Source organism: Streptosporangium sp. NPDC006930, assembly GCF_040635605.1.
Taxonomy (GTDB): domain Bacteria; phylum Actinomycetota; class Actinomycetes; order Streptosporangiales; family Streptosporangiaceae; genus Streptosporangium.
The window spans coordinates 23156-39869 of sequence record NZ_JBEYID010000016.1 but is presented as its reverse complement, the minus strand read 5'-3'; the positions used below and the strand labels follow the sequence as shown (position 1 = coordinate 39869).

Sequence of the window (16714 nt, the reverse complement as noted above, 5' to 3'; positions counted from 1 at the left end):
GAGTTGATGGTGATGGTGGTGGCGGGGTCTCCGATGGTGATGTTGTTGGTGATGTATCCGGTGTCGATTGTTGCGGTGAGTTTTCCGGTGTAGGCGCTTTCGGGGACGAGGGCGACGGTGTAGGTGCCGTCGGTGGGGAGGGTGGCGGGGGGTAGTGAGCAGGAGGTGCCGCAGAAGGTGGGGTTGATGATTGTTGTTCCGTCGGGTTTTTTGACGGAGACTCTGGCGTTGTAGAGGCTGCCGAAGGTGCCGTTGGTGAATCCGAAGGAGACGTGTTGGCCTTGGGTGCCGGTGAATTTCCAGGCGCCGTTCTGGCCAGGTGAGGTGAGAGTGATCGTGGACTCCGGATCGCCCACCGCCACGTTCTTCGTCACGTCGCCGACATCCAGTTTCGCCGACAGGGAGCCGATCTTGCTCCCCTCCGGATTCAGCACGATCGTGTAGGTGCCGTCAGCCGGAAGGATCGCCGGAGTCAGCGAGCACGAGGTGCCGCAGTACGCCGTGTTGACGAGGGTCGCCCCGTCGGGCTTCATGACCGAGACCCTGGCGTCGTACAGGCTGCCGAAGGTGCCGCCGGTGAATCCGAACGAGACGCTCTGACCGGCCAGACCCGCGAAGGTCCACACTCCGTTCTGGCCCGGAACCGTTATCGCCAGCGGGACGGCGGGACCGCCGACCGTCACCGCGGCGGAGGCGTCGGAGGGAATCTCCAGGACGCCGGCCGACAGTGAGCCGGTCAGGCCACCGGCAGGGTCGAAGACGATCGTGTACGTACCGCTGGCCGGGAGTTCCGTCACGTCGATGAAGCAGGAATCGTCGCAGTAGGTCGAATTGACGAGGTTCTTCCCGTCCGGTTTCCTCACCGAGACCTGGGCTTCGAGGATGCCGTCGAGGGTGCCTGCCGTGAACTTGAAAGACATGCGCTGTCCGGCGGTTCCGGCAAAGGTCCAGTGGCCGTTCTGCCCGGCGTCGACGGTGGTGAGCGGAACCGCGGTGCCGTTGGTCGGCACCTGCAGCGACACGTCGGCCGCGACCGTGGTGATCTTCGCGGTGAGCTTTCCGACGTAGGACCCGGTGGGGTTCAGGGCGACCGTGTACGTCCCGCTCACCGGCAGGGTGATCGTGTCGATGAAGCACTCGGTACCGCAGAACATCGAGCTCTTCAGCGTGGATCCGTCCGGCTTCTTGAGAGTGGTGTCCGCGTTGAAGCTGCCGAAGGTTCCGTCGGTGAAGGAGAGGAAGACGCGCTGTCCGGCCGTTCCGGTGAAGGTCCAGGCGCCGTTCTGTCCCGGTGCCGTCAGGTTGAGGTCGACCGGCGGGCCTCCGATGGTGATCGGAACGGACGGGTCGGCCGGGATGGCGGTGACGCCCACGGCGTAGGTGCCGCTCTCGTCACCTTGTGCCTGGATGTTCAACCGGTAGGTGCCGGCGGGCAGGTTGCGGACCTCCTTGTCGGAACAGTAGCCGTACGTGACCGCTGTGCCGCTCTGGTCGAGCAGTGTCCATTTGAAATCGCGGCATTCCCTGACGTCGATGTAGATCGCGCCGGGTTGGTCGAGGGTGAACCGGTACTGATCCGCCGACACGACCGTCTCCAGGTTGCCCGCGCCCGCCGCGGGCACACCGTTGGAGACGGAGAACGGCACGGAGGTCTGGAACTCCTGAGGGGGCACCACCGGCATGGTCAACCGCACGTTGTCGATGCCGAACCCCTGGTTCGAGAGCCCCGCGACGCCGGTGGCGTCGACGGTGAACTCGGCCTGGCTTTCCTTGTGGTCGAAGGGGACGTTCAGCCGGTACTTGGCGAAGGGTAGGCCGCCGGCGAGTGTTCCGGTGGCCGTCGGAGTGAGCTGACCGGGAGTGAACGTGACCGGATTCTTCCGGTCTGTGCTGACGCTCACCGTCTCGATGTCGCTGTCGGAAGCCCAGTCGCCGACGGTGAGAAGGTCGAGTTCCAGGGTTCCGTTGATATGTGAGGGAAGTTGCTGGACGTAGAAGCGGTAGGACTCGGTGCCGCCGAACGGGCCGGCGAAGACGCTTGTCGCCGGGTCCTGCGACACCCTGGCAGGCCGAAGGTTCTTGGCCATGGTGCTCGACTGGAAGTCGACGGACAGGCCACCCTGGGCGTCGAGGGTCGCGGTGAGCGGGTCAACGACGGTGGTCACCTGTTCGGCGGCCATGTCGGCGAAGCTGGCGTCCGAGGTCAGCGCGATGTCGAGGACGCAGGCGTCGAACACCGGGCCGGGAGGAACATCCTTCCCCTGGCAGTAGGTGCTCGCCGCGGAGATCTGTTCCGGTGTCAGATCATGGATGGTGACGATCTCGGAGGGGAAGGTCAGGTCGGTGTAGGTCGCGGTGCTCTTTCCCTGCGCGTAGGTGAACAGGGATTCCTCGTTGGTGATCCGCCAGGAGTCGGCGTACTGACCGTGGATGACCGTCGCGGAGGCGGTCGCCGGTAGCTGGGTGCCGTCGCGGAGTTTCAGGTCGTTTTTGGGGTCGCCGTCGGCGTTGCCCAGCAGTCCGACGAGGTCGGTGGGAGGCTCGTGTCCGAAGGCCAGCCCGGCGTGACAGCAACTGCCGTCCCACTTGAACACGCCCCCGTCCATGCCGCCCCAGAAGACCATGTAGCTGTTCCCGTCGCGCAGGACGCCCGTGGTCTCGCCGAACTGCACCGCGTGGCCGCTCGCGAGCGTGCGCGGCTCGCCGTCGATGACAAGGTTGTCGCCGATCTCGACGACGTGGTCGTCGACCGCCACGGCCACCCGGTCGATGACCGACACGTTCTCACGCCGCTCGGTGAATCGGGCGTGGATCCTGAGATCGTGGCTGTCGGACTCTGCCAGGACGAACTCACCGACGGACTGCATGTCGTACGCCAGCCGGTCCATGGTGATCAGGTGCGGCTCGCCCCAGACCTTGGAGAATCTCAGGCCGCGGAGCCACTCCATGAAGTCGGTGTAGGTTCCCCAGATCATTTGCGCCTGGAGAATGGCCAGTGCGAACGCGGTCTGGGTGACGATGGTGATGATGCTGACGTCGTTGTCGGGCAGCGGGATCGGGTTCGGGACGGGCACCGGCCAGGGCTGCGGGACCGGGACGGGAAGCGGGTCGGGAACCGGGATGGGTAGAGGGTCGGGCAGTGGGTCGACCGGCTGGCCGGGCACCCTCTTCTTGCAGTTCTTCACTTCTTTCGCCAGCGTGATGAGCAGGAGGCCATCGCGTGGAGAGGTGACCGTGTACGCCTGGATCCGGTAGCCGTACTCGGTCCGGCTACATCCGAAGTTCACCCAGAACTGGTCGACGTAGTCGCGGAGGACGTTGCCGAGGCCGACGTTGGTCATGCCGCGGCTGGTCATCTCCCTGATCTGCTTCTTGACCTGGGTGTTCCAGTCGTTGGGCTTGTAGTTGGTCGCCACCTTCGCCTCGATGACCTGGACGAAAGGCTGCTGCTGGGGGGTGAGGGTGTGCTTGTAGTAGATGATGTCCGGCCTGGACTGCCCGAACGTCGTCTCCCACTGAAGGTCGGGGTGGATCCCCTCCCCCGAACCACCGGTGATCTTGGTGTTGAGGTAGGAGATGGCTCGCGCCTGACCGATGTACTCGATGCCGGAATTCGTTTCCGGGCCGTTCTGGCCGCACTGGTTCTTCGAGTACATCTCCACCGGGCCGTTGAGCCTGCCGAGTAGACAGCCTGGACCCTTTGAAATTCGGGCCCTGGTGTTCGCGACCACTCCGTTCACGCAGCGTCTTTCACCCTGGGTATTCGGTACACTCCAATTCGTGTCGTTCGTGCACGCCGCCCCCGCGGCGTTTGCGGACTGTGCTTCCCTGAAAGGCCCCACGGGCACAAGCAGCCCGGCGACCAGCGATAACGCAACGACAATGACTTGTAAACCCTTGTGTCGCATGAGCTCCCCGTATGCGAGATGTGCGCAAGATGATCAGGCGCGATGTGATGTTAAGCTAAAAATGTCGTAAAGAAACAAAAAGTGTGATCCATATCACATTGGATGCATTTCAAATTGGCGCACGAAGTTTGCGTGCAAAGAGTTTTCCGGCTACAACGGAGAGTGATTTGGCGCGTTATCCTGGGGAATTCGCTCTCGATTCGCTGCCCGAGCGGCTTGTTCGCAGGGCGGCACTGCTCATCGAGACGGAGGGCGACCGGTCCGTCGTGCTCGACGCGGACCGGAACGAGTTCGCCCGCCTGCCGGAGTCGGCGGACGGAACGGTCATCGGTTCCCTGTCGCACGACGGCACTCATCTGATACTGGTGGCGCGCTCCGGCAGCGGCGTGGGGGTGCGGGCTCTCGGCGGCGGCGAACCGCGATGGTTCGACGGCCCCGACCCCGAGTACGAGCACGACCGGCACGCGACGTCATCACCCGACGGCACGACCATCGCGGTTCTCAGCGGCGACGACGGAGACGAGCCGGGCACAGCGGTGGTGAGCCTGCTCGACCTCGCCTCCGGAGCGCGCCGCCGCCTCTGGTCGGCGGTCGGGGCGGCGAGCTGGGAGTGCGGGCTGTGCTGGTCACCGGACGGGCGACTGCTCGCCGTGACCTACATGATCTGGGACGACGAACGCGACGACGACGCACTGTCGACCGTGGTCCTCGACCCCGCCACCGGACAGGTCCTGGCGTCCTACCCGATCGCCACGATCGCCTCCGCCACCTACGCCACCTGGGCGAATGACCACACACTCCTTTACCGGCACGAATACGACGACGTGAACCGCCGTTTCGTGGCGGACCCGCGCACCGGGACGGTGTGGACCACGCCTGAGCTCACCGGCAGGCTCTGGGGGGTCGTCGGCGAACGTCATCTTCATGAGGTCGCCGCCTACGAGGAGCCGACCGCGTCGCGCAGCGCGTTCTACACCACGAACCTCGACGGGACGGCCCGGCGTTCGTTCTTCGGTTACCACCCCAGGACGAACGCCGGCCGGGTTCACCTCGCTCCCGGGGCATTTCTCGACCTCACGACCATCTGAGCTCGGCCGGTGTCAACGTGGGGCCGTCGACGGGAAGGTGCGGGGCGGTCTGGATGAGGGGTGCGCTCAGCGGCCTTCGCGGGCGAACCAGTCGACGGTCCTGCGCAGCCCCTCCTCCAGTCCGACGGCGGGGCGCCAGCCGAGGATCTCGGCGGCGGGGGCCGGGTCGGCGATCCTGGCGCTGTCCAGCGCCCTGTCGGTGAGCACGCCGTAGCGGGGCCGGGTCCGGCCGCCGACGATCTCGGAGAGGAGTTCCACGGTGTCGCGGATGGAGGTGCCCGTCCCGGTGCCGATGTCGAAGGCGCGGCCCGCCGCCTCCGGGGTCTCGCCCGCGGCGAGGAAGGCGTCGATCACGTCGTCGACGTACACCCAGTCGAGGTGGCGCGTGCCGCTGCCGAGCTCGGGTTCTCGCCCGCGCAGCAGCGCGAGCGCCACGTAGGGGACCAGCTTGTGGGTGTCCTGGCGGCCGGGACCGTAGACCATGCCGATCCGCAGGTTGCTCACCTGTACGCCCCACAGGTGGTGGAACATCCGCGCGTAGCCGTCGGCGGCCCACTTGGACACCGCGTACGGCGAGGACGGCGCCTTGTCGCCCTCCTCCGGCCGGAGCTCCTCCAGAGAGCCCGCGAGCACCACCCTGGTCTCGGGGACGTCGGCGACCGCCGTCAGCAGGTTGACCACGCCGGTGAGGTTGCTGTGCAGCATCGGCAGCACGAGCTTCGGATCCCTCGCCCCGGCGACCTCGCTGGCGAGGTGGAACACGACGGCGGGGCGGGTCGATTCGACGAGCCACTCGACCGCGCCCGCGTCGGCGACGTCCGCGACGTGCCACGTCTCGCCGTACGCGCTCTCTCTGAGGCGGCGGCCGACCGCGTGCACCCGCGCGCCGAGCGCGCACAGGCGTCGCACCAGATGTGCCCCGATGAAGCCACCGGCACCCGTCACCAGTACGGGCCTCGCCCGCCAGTACTCTTCCGCTACCGGGTCGGCCATACGCTTTCTCCTGGTTCGGGGGATTTGTAGCAGGTAAGCGGTAAGGCCCGCTCCGAAGAGCGGGCCTTACCGGGTGATACCGTGTGTTCGCTTCGGATCAGCTGATGCGCCAGGTGTCCCCGCCGAGCAGCAGGTCGTTGAGGTCACCGGGACCCCGCTCGCCGACGGCCTCCTGGAGCTGCTCGGCCATGAGCTCGTCGTAGGAGGGGCGGTCGACGCTGCGGAAGACGCCGATCGGGACGTGCTCGAAGGCGGGCTCGTCCAGCCGGGAGAGCGCGAAGGCGAGCGAGGGGTCGGCGCGGTGGACGTCGTGCACGAGGATCTCCTCCTCGCTCACCGACGACCTCGGGACGACCTCGATGCCGCCGTCGGCCGCCCTGCGCACCGCCTTGGAGGCCGAGGCGATGGGCTGCCCGTGCTCCAGGCGCAGCGTGATGTCGTCGCGCTGCTCCGGGTCCTTCAGCTGCTCGAAGGCGTTGTCGTTGAAGATGTTGCAGTTCTGGTAGATCTCGACGAGCGAGGTGCCCCGGTGCTCGGCGGCCTCGCGCAGCACCGACTGGAGGTGCTTGCGGTCGGAGTCGATCGTCCTGGCCACGAAGGAGGCCTCGGCGCCGATGGCGAGCGAGATCGGGTTGAACGGCTTGTCCAGCGAACCCATCGGGGTCGACTTCGTGATCTTGCCGATCTCGGAGGTCGGGGAGTACTGACCCTTGGTCAGACCGTAGATCCTGTTGTTGAACAGCAGGATGTTCAGGTTGACGTTGCGGCGCAGCGCGTGGATGAGGTGGTTGCCGCCGATGGACAGCGCGTCGCCGTCACCGGTGATCACCCACACCGACAGGTCGGGACGCGAGGCGGCCAGACCGGTCGCGATCGCCGGGGCGCGGCCGTGGATCGAGTGGAACCCGTAGGTGTCCATGTAGTAGGGGAACCGGGAGGAGCACCCGATGCCCGAGACGAACACCATGTTCTCGCGCTTGAGGCCGAGCTCGGGCACGAACGACTGGACCGCGGCGAGGATGGCGTAGTCACCGCATCCGGGGCACCAGCGGACCTCCTGGTCGGTCTTGAAGTCCTTCATGCCGAGTTTCACCTCGGACTTCGGGACGAGCGAGAGCGCACCGCCCCTCGAAGGGGTGGAGATCTCGGGCAACTCAGCACTACTCACTGTCGATCACGTCCTGGATCACGCCGGCGAGTTCCTCTGCCTTGAACGGAAGCCCGCGCACTCGGTTGTAGCTGATGATGTCGACCAGGAAGCGGGCGCGGAGCAGCAGCGCGAGCTGGCCGAGGTTGATCTCCGGCAGGAGGACCTTGTCGTACGCGCGCAGGACCTCGCCGGTGTTGGCGGGCAGCGGGTTGAGGTGCCGCAGGTGGGCCTGGGCGACCTTGCCCCCGCCCCTCCTGATGCGCCGCACGGCCGCGGCGATCGGCCCGTACGTCGACCCCCAGCCGAGCACCAGCACGCGTGCGTCCCCGTCGGGGTCGTCCACGGTGAGCGGCGGGATGTCGTTCGCGATCCCGTCGATCTTGGCCTGGCGGACCCGGACCATCCGGTCGTGGTTGTCGGGGTCGTAGGAGATGTTGCCGGTGTTCTCGGCCTTCTCGATGCCGCCGATCCGGTGCTCAAGGCCCGCGGTGCCGGGGATCGCCCAGGGGCGGGCGAGGGTCTCGGCGTCGCGCTTGAACGGCAGGAAGGTGACGCCGTCCTCGGCGTTCGGCCCCGTGGCGAACTCGGTGGAGATGTCGGGAAGGTCGGCGGCGTCGGGCAGCTTCCACGGCTCGGAGCCGTTGGCGAGATAGCCGTCGGAGAGCAGCATGACCGGGGTGCGGTACTTCACCGCGATCCGCACCGCCTCCACCGCCGCGTCGAAGCAGTCGGAGGGGGTCGAGGGTGCCACGATCGGCAGCGGCGACTCGCCGTTGCGGCCGTACATCGCCATCAGCAGGTCGGTCTGCTCGGTCTTGGTGGGCATGCCGGTGCTGGGACCCGCGCGCTGCACGTCGACCACGATGAGCGGCAGCTCGGTGGTCACCGCGAGGCCGACGGTCTCGGCCTTCAGCGCCACACCCGGCCCCGAGGTCGTCGTGACGCCGAGCGCCCCGCCGAAGGCGGCGCCGAGCGCCGCGCCGACGCCCGCGATCTCGTCCTCGGCCTGGAAGGTGCGGATGCCGAACCGCTTGTGCTTGGACAGCTCGTGCAGGATGTCGCTGGCCGGGGTGATCGGGTACGAGCCGAGGAACAGCGGCAGCCTCGACTGCACCGAGCCGGCGATCAGGCCGTAGGCGAGCGCCTGGTTGCCGGAGATGTTGCGGTATACGCCGGGGGCGAGCTTGGCCGGCTTCACCTCGTACGAGACCGAGAAGGACTCGGTGGTCTCACCGTAGTTCCAGCCCGCCTGGAAGGCGGCGATGTTCGCCTTGGCGATGTCGGGCTTCTTGGCGAACTTGGTCTCGAGGAACCGGATCGTCGCCTCGGTGGGCCGGTGGTAGAGCCAGCTCAGGAGCCCGAGGGCGAACATGTTCTTCGACCGCTCGGCGTCCTTCTTGGACAGCGCGAAGCCTTCGAGCGCCTTGACCGTGAGCGAGGTCAGCGGCACCGAGTGGACCCGCCACTCGGAGAGCGAGTCGTCCTCGAGGGGACTGGCCGCGTAGCCCACCTTCTGCAGGTTGCGCTTGGTGAACTCGTCGGTGTTGGCGATGATGTCGGCGCCGCGCGGCAGGTCGGAGAGGTTGGCCTTCAGCGCGGCGGGGTTCATCGCGACCAGGACGTTGGGGGCGTCGCCCGGCGTGAGGATGTCGTGGTCGGCGAAGTGGAGCTGGAAGCTCGACACACCCGGCAGGGTGCCCGCGGGGGCGCGGATCTCGGCGGGGAAGTTGGGCAGCGTCGACAGGTCGTTGCCGAACTCCGCGGTCCCGGCGGTGAAGCGGTCACCGGTCAGCTGCATGCCGTCGCCGGAGTCGCCCGCGAACCGGATGATCACGCGGTCGAGTTGCTGAACCTGCTTGGTCACAGCTCAGTCCTCCTCGACGCGACGGGGCGCCGTTGCTCGTGGCACATTCTTTTTTCCATGCTAGATCCTCGGGGTCACGCGTAGTCTTTTCGCGTTCCACTCGGCGGAGGAAAGTGACCTTTGTCCCATATCCTTAGTGCCGCTGAGTCGAATCTGAGTCGAAGCCTGGGCACGGACGTCGGTGTCGCGGCCGTCGTACGGTCTGCGTCGTACGGTCTACGGAGAAATCGCGATCACGGACGGCGGGCCTGACACAGCCCGGCCGCGAGCCGACACAGGTCAACGTGCAGGCGGCCGAAGAGGACAGTTGGGATCACGATGCCCAACTATATGTCCCGTCGCGTAGACGCTCTCATCGCCTCCGGCTATGGCCCCATAGCCACAGGTTATGGCATGGATTGCTTTTTCAGCACGTCCGACACGGTCCCGGAGTCGTAGGTGCGGCCCGGTTCCATCGCGTGTGGGCCATACAGTTCCGGGACGGTGACAAAGGTATAACCCTTGGCGGCGATCTCACGCAGGATCTCTGGGGTGGCGTCCACGGTCGCGTCGTGAACATCGTGCATGAGGACGATCGATCCCGGCTTGATCCGGGCGACGGTCCGACGGGCGATCGCCCGGGGGTCGGGGTCGCGCAGGTCCTCGGCGTCCACGCTCCAGCGCACCACGGACATGCCCAACCGGCGCGCGGTGGAGGTCACCCGCGCGTCGGTCGTGTCGTACGGCGAGCGCATCAGCGTGGGGACCTGGCCGATCGCCTGGGTGATCACGTACTGCGCGCGGGTGAGCTGGTCGGAGAGCAGGGCGGGGGGAAGCGCGCTGAGGTCGCGGTGGGACCAGCTGTGGTTGGCCACCAGGTGACCCTCGTCGCGCATCCGCCTGAGCAGCTCGGGACGCGCGGAGGCGTTGGAACCGAGGGCGAAGAAGGTCGCCCGCGCCCCGTGGGCGCCGAGGATGTTGAGCAGCCGCCCGGTCTCGGGACCCGGCCCGTCCTCGTAGGTCAGCGCCACGCACCTGACCCGCGCGCAGTCCACCTCGCCCGCCTTGGAACTGTGCGCGGCGGGCCTGTCCCCGCGTGCCGCGAGCAGGTCCTCCTGTGAGGTGAGGGTCGCGGTTCCCACGGCCGCGTCCCGCGCCCGCAGCCCGGTCGCCGACAGCAGCGGCGCCGCGGTCGCGGACGGTACGGCGACCGCCACCCGGCCGGTGAGGCCGAGGCTCACCTGCTCGTCGTCGAACTCCACGACGAGATCGCCGCGCGGGTTGAAACCGATGGAGTCGAACATCGCGGGGGTCGGCTTGAGCGCGTTGGGATTCACCAGCGGACCCCGCAGCGCCAGCTCCTTCCTGACGAGTCCGGCCAGCGTGGCCAGCGCCGCGCCGTCCCTGAGCAGGTCGGGGGAGTCCAGGGCGCGCCTGCTCATCCGGTCGTACCAGACGGTGGTCCTGGACTCCCTCCAGCCGGAGCCCACGGACTGGCCGATGCGCAACCGTACCCCCAGGACCTCGGGGGACGCGGCGGCGAGCTGCCAGTCCACGTTGAACTCGGGCCTGGGCAGGGCGCCCCGGGAGACCTTGCGCCGGGTGAACCGGTCGAGGCTCTCGGCCACCGTCTCGCGGAGCTTCTCGGTGAGGAGAGGGGCATGGGAGATGGCGGGGTAGGTGGCGTGCACGCGCCGGCCCTTGCTCCCCTCCGTGTTCAGGCTTCTCGTGCTCATGCCCTGGACCATGGAGGGGTCCACGTAATTGATCAGTGTCGGTTCTGAGGGGACGGGGGATTTCGCAGGGGGAGAAGCGGTGGCCACGCCGCAACCGGCCAGCATCGCGGCCATCCAAGCGATTCCTCCTATGAATCGCACTTTAGGCATGGAGTGACGGTATAGGGCGTAATGGGGTGTTTGCTGTTACTTGATGTGAAGTGGACAGAGGCTTTAGCCGTTGCGCGGCCGGTGGTTTCGCCGCGTGACGGGGAGGGCGAATACTGCTATAGGTAGGGCGAGGACGGTGGTCCCGGGAGGAGAGGCCATGAGCGGATATTTCGGCTCATATGTGGTTGTCTTCGCCCTGTTCGTGATCGGCCTGCTGATCGTCGCCGGGGCACTGCTCGTCAACCGGGGACTCCGGCCCAACCGCCCCACCCCGGAGAAACTGCTCACCTACGAGTGCGGCGTCGACCCGGTCGGCGACGGCTGGGCGCAGTCCCAGATCCGCTACTACGTGTTCACCTACCTGTACGTGGTCTTCGCGGTGGACGCGGTCTTCCTGTTTCCGTGGGCGACGATCTTCGCCGAGCCGGGTTTCGGGATGACGACCCTGGCCGAGATGTTCGTCTTCCTCGGCTTCATCGCGCTCGGCATCCTTTACGCCTGGCGCAAGCGCGTGCTCACCTGGACCTGAGGACCCGTGAGACCGGGCGAGCGCGAGCGCCGACTCTGAAGGAGAATGCGTGCCATGGCGGATCTCCCGATGCCCACCGTGGGGCCAGTCTCGCGTCTGGCCCCCAAGCCCATGCGCTTCATCCTCAACTGGGGGCGCCGTTACTCACTGTGGGCGTTCAACTTCGGTCTCGCCTGCTGCGCGATCGAGTTCATCGCGACCTCGATGAGCAGGCACGACTTCATCAGGTTCGGGGTCATTCCGTTCGCGAACGGCCCCCGGCAGGCGGATTTGATGATCGTCTCGGGCACGGTGACCGACAAGATGGCCCCCGCGGTCAAGCGGCTCTACGAGCAGATGCCCGACCCGAAGTACGTGATCTCCTTCGGAGCCTGTTCCAACTCCGGCGGCCCGTACTGGGACTCCTACTGCGTGACCAAGGGCGTCGACCAGATCATCCCGGTCGACGTCTACGTCCCCGGCTGCCCTCCCCGGCCCGAGGCGCTGCTCCACGGCATCATGATGCTCCAGGAGAAGATCGCCGCGGAGAACCTGAGTGATCGCTATGCCTGACCTCCCCGAGTCCCCGAACCCCTCCACCCCCGGCTCCGAGCCCGCTTCCGTGTCCGGCTCCTCACCCGGCTCCTCACCCGTCTCCGGGCCCGGCTCCAAACCCGGTCCCGGTCCCGCGCCCGGTTCCGCGTCCGGTCCCTTGCCCGGTTCCGCGCCCGGTTTCGCGTACGGCGAGGGCACCCGGGTGTCGGAGTCCTTCGGCCAGATCACCGTCGACGTGGATCCCGACGGCTGGCTCGGCCTGCTGGAGTCCGCGAGGGCCGGGGGCTACGAGTTCTTCGACTGGCTCACCGCGGTGGACGAGCCGCCGGAGGCCTTCGCGGTCGTCGCCCACCTCTTCGCCCCCGTCTCGCACGCCCACCTGCTGCTGCGCACCCGGGTGTCACGCGCCGACCCCCGGCTGCCCAGCGCGGTCGGCGTCTTCCGCGGAGCCGACTGGCACGAGCGCGAGACCTTCGAGATGTTCGGTGTCGTCTTCGAGGGCCACCCGAACCTGGTGCCGCTGCTGCTCCCCGAGGGCTTCGAGGGCTTCCCGCTGCGCAAGGACTTCGTACTGGCCGCCCGGGTCGCCAAGGCGTGGCCGGGTGCCAAGGAGCCGGGAGAGTCCGGCCACGGCTCGCCGAGCCGTCGCAAGACGCTCCCGCCGGGGGTGCCCGCCGACTGGGGGCGCGAGCGTGACGACTGAGACCCTCCGAAGGCCGTCTCGTGCCCGCGAGGCCTCATGCATGCCGCGCGACGGGTCGGTCTGGCCGCGGTCGCGCGACGACCTCGCCCGGCCGTCTCGCGCTCACACGGCTCGCGGGGACCTCCGCATGCCGTGTGACGCCCCGGCCCGGCCGTTGTCGCGCGACGACCTCGCCCGGCCGTCTCGCGCCCGCGAGGTCCGTGCGACCCGCCTGATCCGTGGTGGCAGGGGAGTCTCCCCGAGGGACCGGAGGTGCCCGTGATCGCCGAGGTGCTCGACGTCGTGGTACGGCTCGTCGTGATCGTCGCGGTCTTCCTGGTGCTGCCGCTGGTCGCCGGGCAGATGGAGCACAAGGTGATGGCGCACATGCAGGCGCGCCTCGGTCCCATGTACGCCGGGGGCTTTCACGGCTGGGCCCAGCTGATCGCCGACGGGGTCAAGTTCATGCAGAAGGAGCAGGTGATCCCGGTCGCGGCCGACCGCCGGGTCTTCACCCTCGCCCCCGGCGTGGCACTGGTCCCCTATCTCCTCGCGATGGTCGTCATCCCGATCGGACCCGGGCTGGTCGGGGTCGACCTGGACGTCGGGCTGTTCTTCGTCCTCGCCGTCATGGGGGTCGGCGTGCTCGGTTCGATCATGGCGGGGTGGTCCTCGGGCAACAAGTACTCCGCCCTGGGCGGGATGCGCTCGGCGGCGCAGCTCATGGCGTACGAGCTGCCGCTGGTCCTCGCGGCCTCCAGTGTCGCGATGGCGGCGGGCACGCTCTCCCTGCCGGGCATCGTGGAGGCCTGGCAGTGGTGGTGGCTGCCCTGGCAGGCGATCGGCGGTGTGGTCTTCTTCGTCGCGGGCCTCGCCGAGCTGCGCCGTCCGCCGTTCGACATGCCGATCGCCGACTCCGAGCTCATCATGGGCCCGATGACCGAGTACACCGGCATGAGGTTCGCCCTGTTCATGCTGGCCGAGTACGCCGGGATCATCGTGGTGTCCGCGCTCACCAGCGTGCTCTTCCTCGGCGGCTGGCACGGACCCTTCCTGCCGGGGCCGGTGTGGATGCTCCTCAAGGTCTTCCTGCTGGTCTTCGTGATCATCTGGCTCCGGGTGAGCTACCCCCGCCTCCGTGAGGACCAGCTGCAGAAGCTCGCCTGGGTCGTCCTGGTGCCGCTGGCACTCGTCCAGCTCGCGCTGACGGGAATCGTCGCTATCGCCATCGGATGACCCTTTTTGTCCAATTCCGTCTAGATTTTTCCATACCGTCCGGGGCGTTTTACTGGATGATCTGACGTTCGAAGTCTCCTCACAGGGCAGGGAGTTACACTCTGTGACACCACCTGCCAAGGACGGAATGCATGACCCTCGCGCTCGCCGTGGAAAAGGATGAACTGGTCGTCGATGTGCCGGAACATCCGCCGGTGCGGCTGCCGCTCACCGGGGAGGGCCGGGCGAGCACACTGTTGATCTTCGGCTATCCCGGCAGGGGCCGGACGAGATACGGCCTGGCGATACTCGACGAGTCCGGCCTGGTCATGCTGGAGGCCCCGGGCTCCCGGTCGAGGAGGGCGGTGGAGGCGTTCGCCGCGGACAACGGGCTGGAGTTCGAACTCAGGGCGTTCGACACCCCGCAGCAGGCCAGGGTCGCGCTCGCCCGCCGGTCGCCGAGGTGGCGCGCGGTTACCTGGCGCAGGGCGCCCGCGCCCCTGCCGCGTCTGCGCATGCCCGGGGCGAGAAGCCTCAGGCCGCCGCTGAGCTCACCGAAGGTGTGGTGGCGCGAGCAGCTGCTGTACGTGCTCATGTGGGCGGTGCTCGCCTACGGTGCGGTCTTCGTGACGCTCGTGCTCCTCAATCTGACCGAGACCCGCGCCGACGTCACCCGGGGGATGGGGCCGCTCGGGGTCGCCGCCCTCGTGCTGGCCGCGCTGACGGTCGTCGGGGCCGTCGTCGTGGTCGGGGTCGGCCGTCGCAGGTCCCGCAACCAGACCGCCCAGGGACGCGTGCTCAGGCGCGAGGGCCAGCCGCACTGCCGCCTGGTGGTCGTTCACGGCCGCCTGCTGCTGGAGACCGCGCGCAGGACCCGCGAGCTGGAGGCGTCCGAGCTCCTGCTGTACTCGGTGGAGACAGGAGAGAGCGGCCTGCTGGTGGGCGGGGACCTGTTCCACCTGCCGGGACGCTGGGACGAGGCGCAGGTCGAGCGCTTCGCCACGGGAAACGACCTTGAGCTCACGATCCGCAGGCTGACGCGCGGGGAGTATCTGGACCTGACGGCGCGGGCGAAGGACGCGGTTCCCTAAAGCCGAGCTCGGCCGGGTTTCCCCGGCACGGCCTCTCGGGGACGACCTTGGTGGCCACCTCTCCGGCATGGTCCCCGAGAGACGGTCTTCCCGGTGTCCCGGCGTGGTCTTCCGGGGATGGTCCTCCTTGGCGCCACCTTCCCGGCACGATCTTCCGGGCACGGTTCTCCGCGCCCGGCTTGGCGTGGGCTCCGGTGGTCGCGGCCCCTACTGCACGATCCGCAGCATGATGTCGGAGGCCGTGGGCCGGTTGCCCGGCTCCTTGTCCAGGCAGGCGGCGGCGAGCGGACGCAGCGACTGGGGCAGGGCCGTCAGGTCCGGATGGTGGTTGATCACCCGGTTCAGGATGGCGGGGATGGTGTCCTCCCCGAAGGCGACCCTTCCCGAGGCGGCGAAGATCATGGTCGCGGCCCAGCTGAACACGTCGGTCTCCGGGCCGATCGTCCTGCCCGCGAGCTGCTCGGGCGACATGTAGGCGGGGGTGCCCATGATGTTGCCCGACGTCGAGGTGACCTGGTCGAGGGCTCGGGCGATACCGAAGTCGATGACTCGGGGGCCGTCGGCGCCGATCAGCACGTTGGCCGGTTTGAAGTCCCGGTGCACCACGCCGGCCCGGTGGATCGCGGCCAGCGCGCCCGCGGTGGCGAGGGCGAGCCGGGTCAGACCGTCCTCGTCGCGCGGCCCCTTGTCGCGGACCAGTTGCTCCAGGGAGTCGCCCTCCACGTACTCACTGACGACGTACGCCTGGTCCTCGTTGATGTTCACGTCGAGCACCCGTGCCGTGGAGAACGTCGCCACCCTGCGCGTCGCCTCCACCTCCCGCAGGAACCGCTCCCTCACCACCTGATTGCCGTTGAAATGCTCGTGCAGCACCTTGATCGCGACTTTCTGCCCCTGCGGGGTCAGCGCGAGGTGAACCGTTCCCTGGCCGCCCTTCCCCAGGTTGCCGATCAGCCGGTACGGCCCCAGCCAGCCCTGGGGGGTGGGGGTGTTCCTGCTCTGCGAGGGGTAGGTGGACCCGCCCTGCGCGAAGGGGATGTGCGGGCTCTGGGAGGCGTGGGTGGGTTGGCCCTGCGTGAAGCGGTCCTGGGGGGTGTGCGCGGGCCGGCCTTGCGCGAAGCGGTCATGTGAGGTGTGGGTGGGCTGGCCGTGGACGAAGTGCCCCTGGGAGGGCTGGGGCGGTGCGTACCGCGGTGGCCGGTCGTCATGACGGGGTTGTGGCTGCGGTTGGTACCCGCCGTGGTGCTGTGGCGGCTCGGGAAGTCGCGGCTGCGGCCGTTGCGCGGGCGGGTGCAGCATCGAGACCTCGGTGGGACCCGTCTGGTACGACGGCGGCCGGGACGGTCGCTGGACGTGGCCGTACCCGGGAGACGACGGCCCCGGATGGAACGCGGGGGAGGTCCCCTGTGAGAAGACCGACCCCCTGAGGATCAGCGCGTGGCCCAGCCCACCGAGCCAGCCGGCGAACAGGCCGATCGTCGCGACGGTGTCCAGCACGATCGGGATGTCGTCGGAACTCCCGTAGATGGCCGCGGCGGTCATGAAGACGCCGACCCCGAGGCCGTAGAGGACGGCGGCGAAGGCCAGCAACGGGCTCCGCAGCTTGCGCGAGGCGTGGCCGATGATGAAAGGCGTCCCGATGCCGCAGGTCAGCAGGGGTACCAGCGTCCACACGACGCTCCACGCCGTGTTGGATCGTGCCGGTGGTTGCGACTGCCATGCCGGCCCGTACTGGTGGGACATGGGGCGAACAATACGATTTTTTCCGGATCTCTGCAGACGCTTCGGCGGCGAG

13 protein-coding genes are annotated in these 16714 nt (G+C 68.0%); 6 read left to right on the top strand and 7 right to left on the bottom strand.

Annotated features, from left to right (window positions below; all coding sequences use genetic code 11):
- On the bottom strand, nucleotides 1-3740 hold a 3740-nt coding region (locus ABZ664_RS25860; protein WP_362515082.1), incomplete at its 3' end, for a VWD domain-containing protein.
- Nucleotides 3741-4075: 335 nt separating this feature from the next.
- Here ABZ664_RS25860 and ABZ664_RS25855 point away from each other — a divergent pair.
- Complete coding sequence (locus ABZ664_RS25855; RefSeq protein WP_362515080.1) at nucleotides 4076-4996, top strand: hypothetical protein; 921 nt, start codon at nucleotides 4076-4078, stop codon at nucleotides 4994-4996.
- A gap of 66 nt (nucleotides 4997-5062) precedes the next feature.
- Here the strand turns inward: ABZ664_RS25855 and ABZ664_RS25850 are convergent, their stop codons facing one another.
- From ABZ664_RS25850 to ABZ664_RS25830, 5 genes are all read right to left on the bottom strand, one after another.
- Nucleotides 5063-5989 carry an NAD-dependent epimerase/dehydratase family protein gene (locus tag ABZ664_RS25850; protein ID WP_362515078.1) on the bottom strand — a complete coding sequence of 309 codons (927 nt, stop codon included), beginning with the start codon at nucleotides 5987-5989 and terminating at the stop codon, nucleotides 5063-5065.
- 97 nt (nucleotides 5990-6086) lie between these two features.
- Nucleotides 6087-7157 (bottom strand): 2-oxoacid:ferredoxin oxidoreductase subunit beta, encoded by a 1071-nt coding sequence (locus tag ABZ664_RS25845; protein ID WP_362515076.1) that lies wholly within the window; start codon nucleotides 7155-7157, stop codon nucleotides 6087-6089.
- Complete coding sequence (locus ABZ664_RS25840; RefSeq protein ID WP_362515074.1) at nucleotides 7150-9003, bottom strand: 2-oxoacid:acceptor oxidoreductase subunit alpha; 1854 nt, start codon at nucleotides 9001-9003, stop codon at nucleotides 7150-7152. Before ABZ664_RS25840 ends, ABZ664_RS25845 begins: the two co-directional genes overlap by 8 nt.
- A gap of 233 nt (nucleotides 9004-9236) precedes the next feature.
- Nucleotides 9237-9320: a putative leader peptide gene (locus ABZ664_RS25835; protein ID WP_362515489.1), complete on the bottom strand. Its 84-nt coding sequence runs from the start codon at nucleotides 9318-9320 to the stop codon at nucleotides 9237-9239.
- A 69-nt stretch (nucleotides 9321-9389) separates the two neighbouring features.
- Entirely contained in the window at nucleotides 9390-10718 is a 1329-nt protein-coding gene (locus ABZ664_RS25830) for a polysaccharide deacetylase family protein (protein ID WP_362515072.1), read from the bottom strand.
- A gap of 307 nt (nucleotides 10719-11025) precedes the next feature.
- Here ABZ664_RS25830 and ndhC point away from each other — a divergent pair, with 307 nt between their 5' ends.
- From ndhC to ABZ664_RS25805, 5 genes are all read left to right on the top strand, one after another.
- A complete protein-coding gene (ndhC, locus tag ABZ664_RS25825; protein WP_362515070.1) occupies nucleotides 11026-11397 on the top strand; it encodes an NADH-quinone oxidoreductase subunit A in 372 nt (123 codons plus the stop codon).
- Nucleotides 11398-11508: 111 nt separating this feature from the next.
- Nucleotides 11509-11949, top strand: coding sequence for an NADH-quinone oxidoreductase subunit B family protein (locus tag ABZ664_RS25820; RefSeq protein ID WP_350943554.1), 441 nt, complete (start codon nucleotides 11509-11511; stop codon nucleotides 11947-11949).
- Complete coding sequence (locus tag ABZ664_RS25815) at nucleotides 11942-12634, top strand: NADH-quinone oxidoreductase subunit C (RefSeq protein WP_362515486.1); 693 nt, start codon at nucleotides 11942-11944, stop codon at nucleotides 12632-12634. The genes ABZ664_RS25820 and ABZ664_RS25815 overlap by 8 nt, the downstream gene beginning before the upstream one ends.
- 261 nt (nucleotides 12635-12895) lie before the next feature.
- Complete coding sequence (nuoH, locus tag ABZ664_RS25810) at nucleotides 12896-13849, top strand: NADH-quinone oxidoreductase subunit NuoH (protein ID WP_362515484.1); 954 nt, start codon at nucleotides 12896-12898, stop codon at nucleotides 13847-13849.
- Between the two features lie 131 nt (nucleotides 13850-13980).
- Complete coding sequence (locus ABZ664_RS25805; protein WP_362515068.1) at nucleotides 13981-14919, top strand: hypothetical protein; 939 nt, start codon at nucleotides 13981-13983, stop codon at nucleotides 14917-14919.
- Between the two features lie 207 nt (nucleotides 14920-15126).
- Here ABZ664_RS25805 and ABZ664_RS25800 read toward each other — a convergent pair whose 3' ends face one another.
- Entirely contained in the window at nucleotides 15127-16662 is a 1536-nt protein-coding gene (locus ABZ664_RS25800; protein ID WP_362515066.1) for a protein kinase, read from the bottom strand.
- Nucleotides 16663-16714 lie beyond the last annotated feature (52 nt).

Bases quoted from the DNA above. Each gene is read 5' to 3' on its own strand.
- ABZ664_RS25850 (WP_362515078.1), bottom strand. From the start codon at position 5,989: ATGGCCGACCCGGTAGCGGAAGAGTACTGGCGGGCGAGGCCCGTACTG.
- ABZ664_RS25830 (WP_362515072.1), bottom strand. From the start codon at position 10,718: ATGAGCACGAGAAGCCTGAACACGGAGGGGAGCAAGGGCCGGCGCGTG.
- ndhC (WP_362515070.1), top strand. From the start codon at position 11,026: ATGAGCGGATATTTCGGCTCATATGTGGTTGTCTTCGCCCTGTTCGTG.
- ABZ664_RS25820 (WP_350943554.1), top strand. From the start codon at position 11,509: ATGCGCTTCATCCTCAACTGGGGGCGCCGTTACTCACTGTGGGCGTTC.
- ABZ664_RS25815 (WP_362515486.1), top strand. From the start codon at position 11,942: ATGCCTGACCTCCCCGAGTCCCCGAACCCCTCCACCCCCGGCTCCGAG.
- ABZ664_RS25805 (WP_362515068.1), top strand. From the start codon at position 13,981: ATGACCCTCGCGCTCGCCGTGGAAAAGGATGAACTGGTCGTCGATGTG.
- ABZ664_RS25800 (WP_362515066.1), bottom strand. From the start codon at position 16,662: ATGTCCCACCAGTACGGGCCGGCATGGCAGTCGCAACCACCGGCACGA.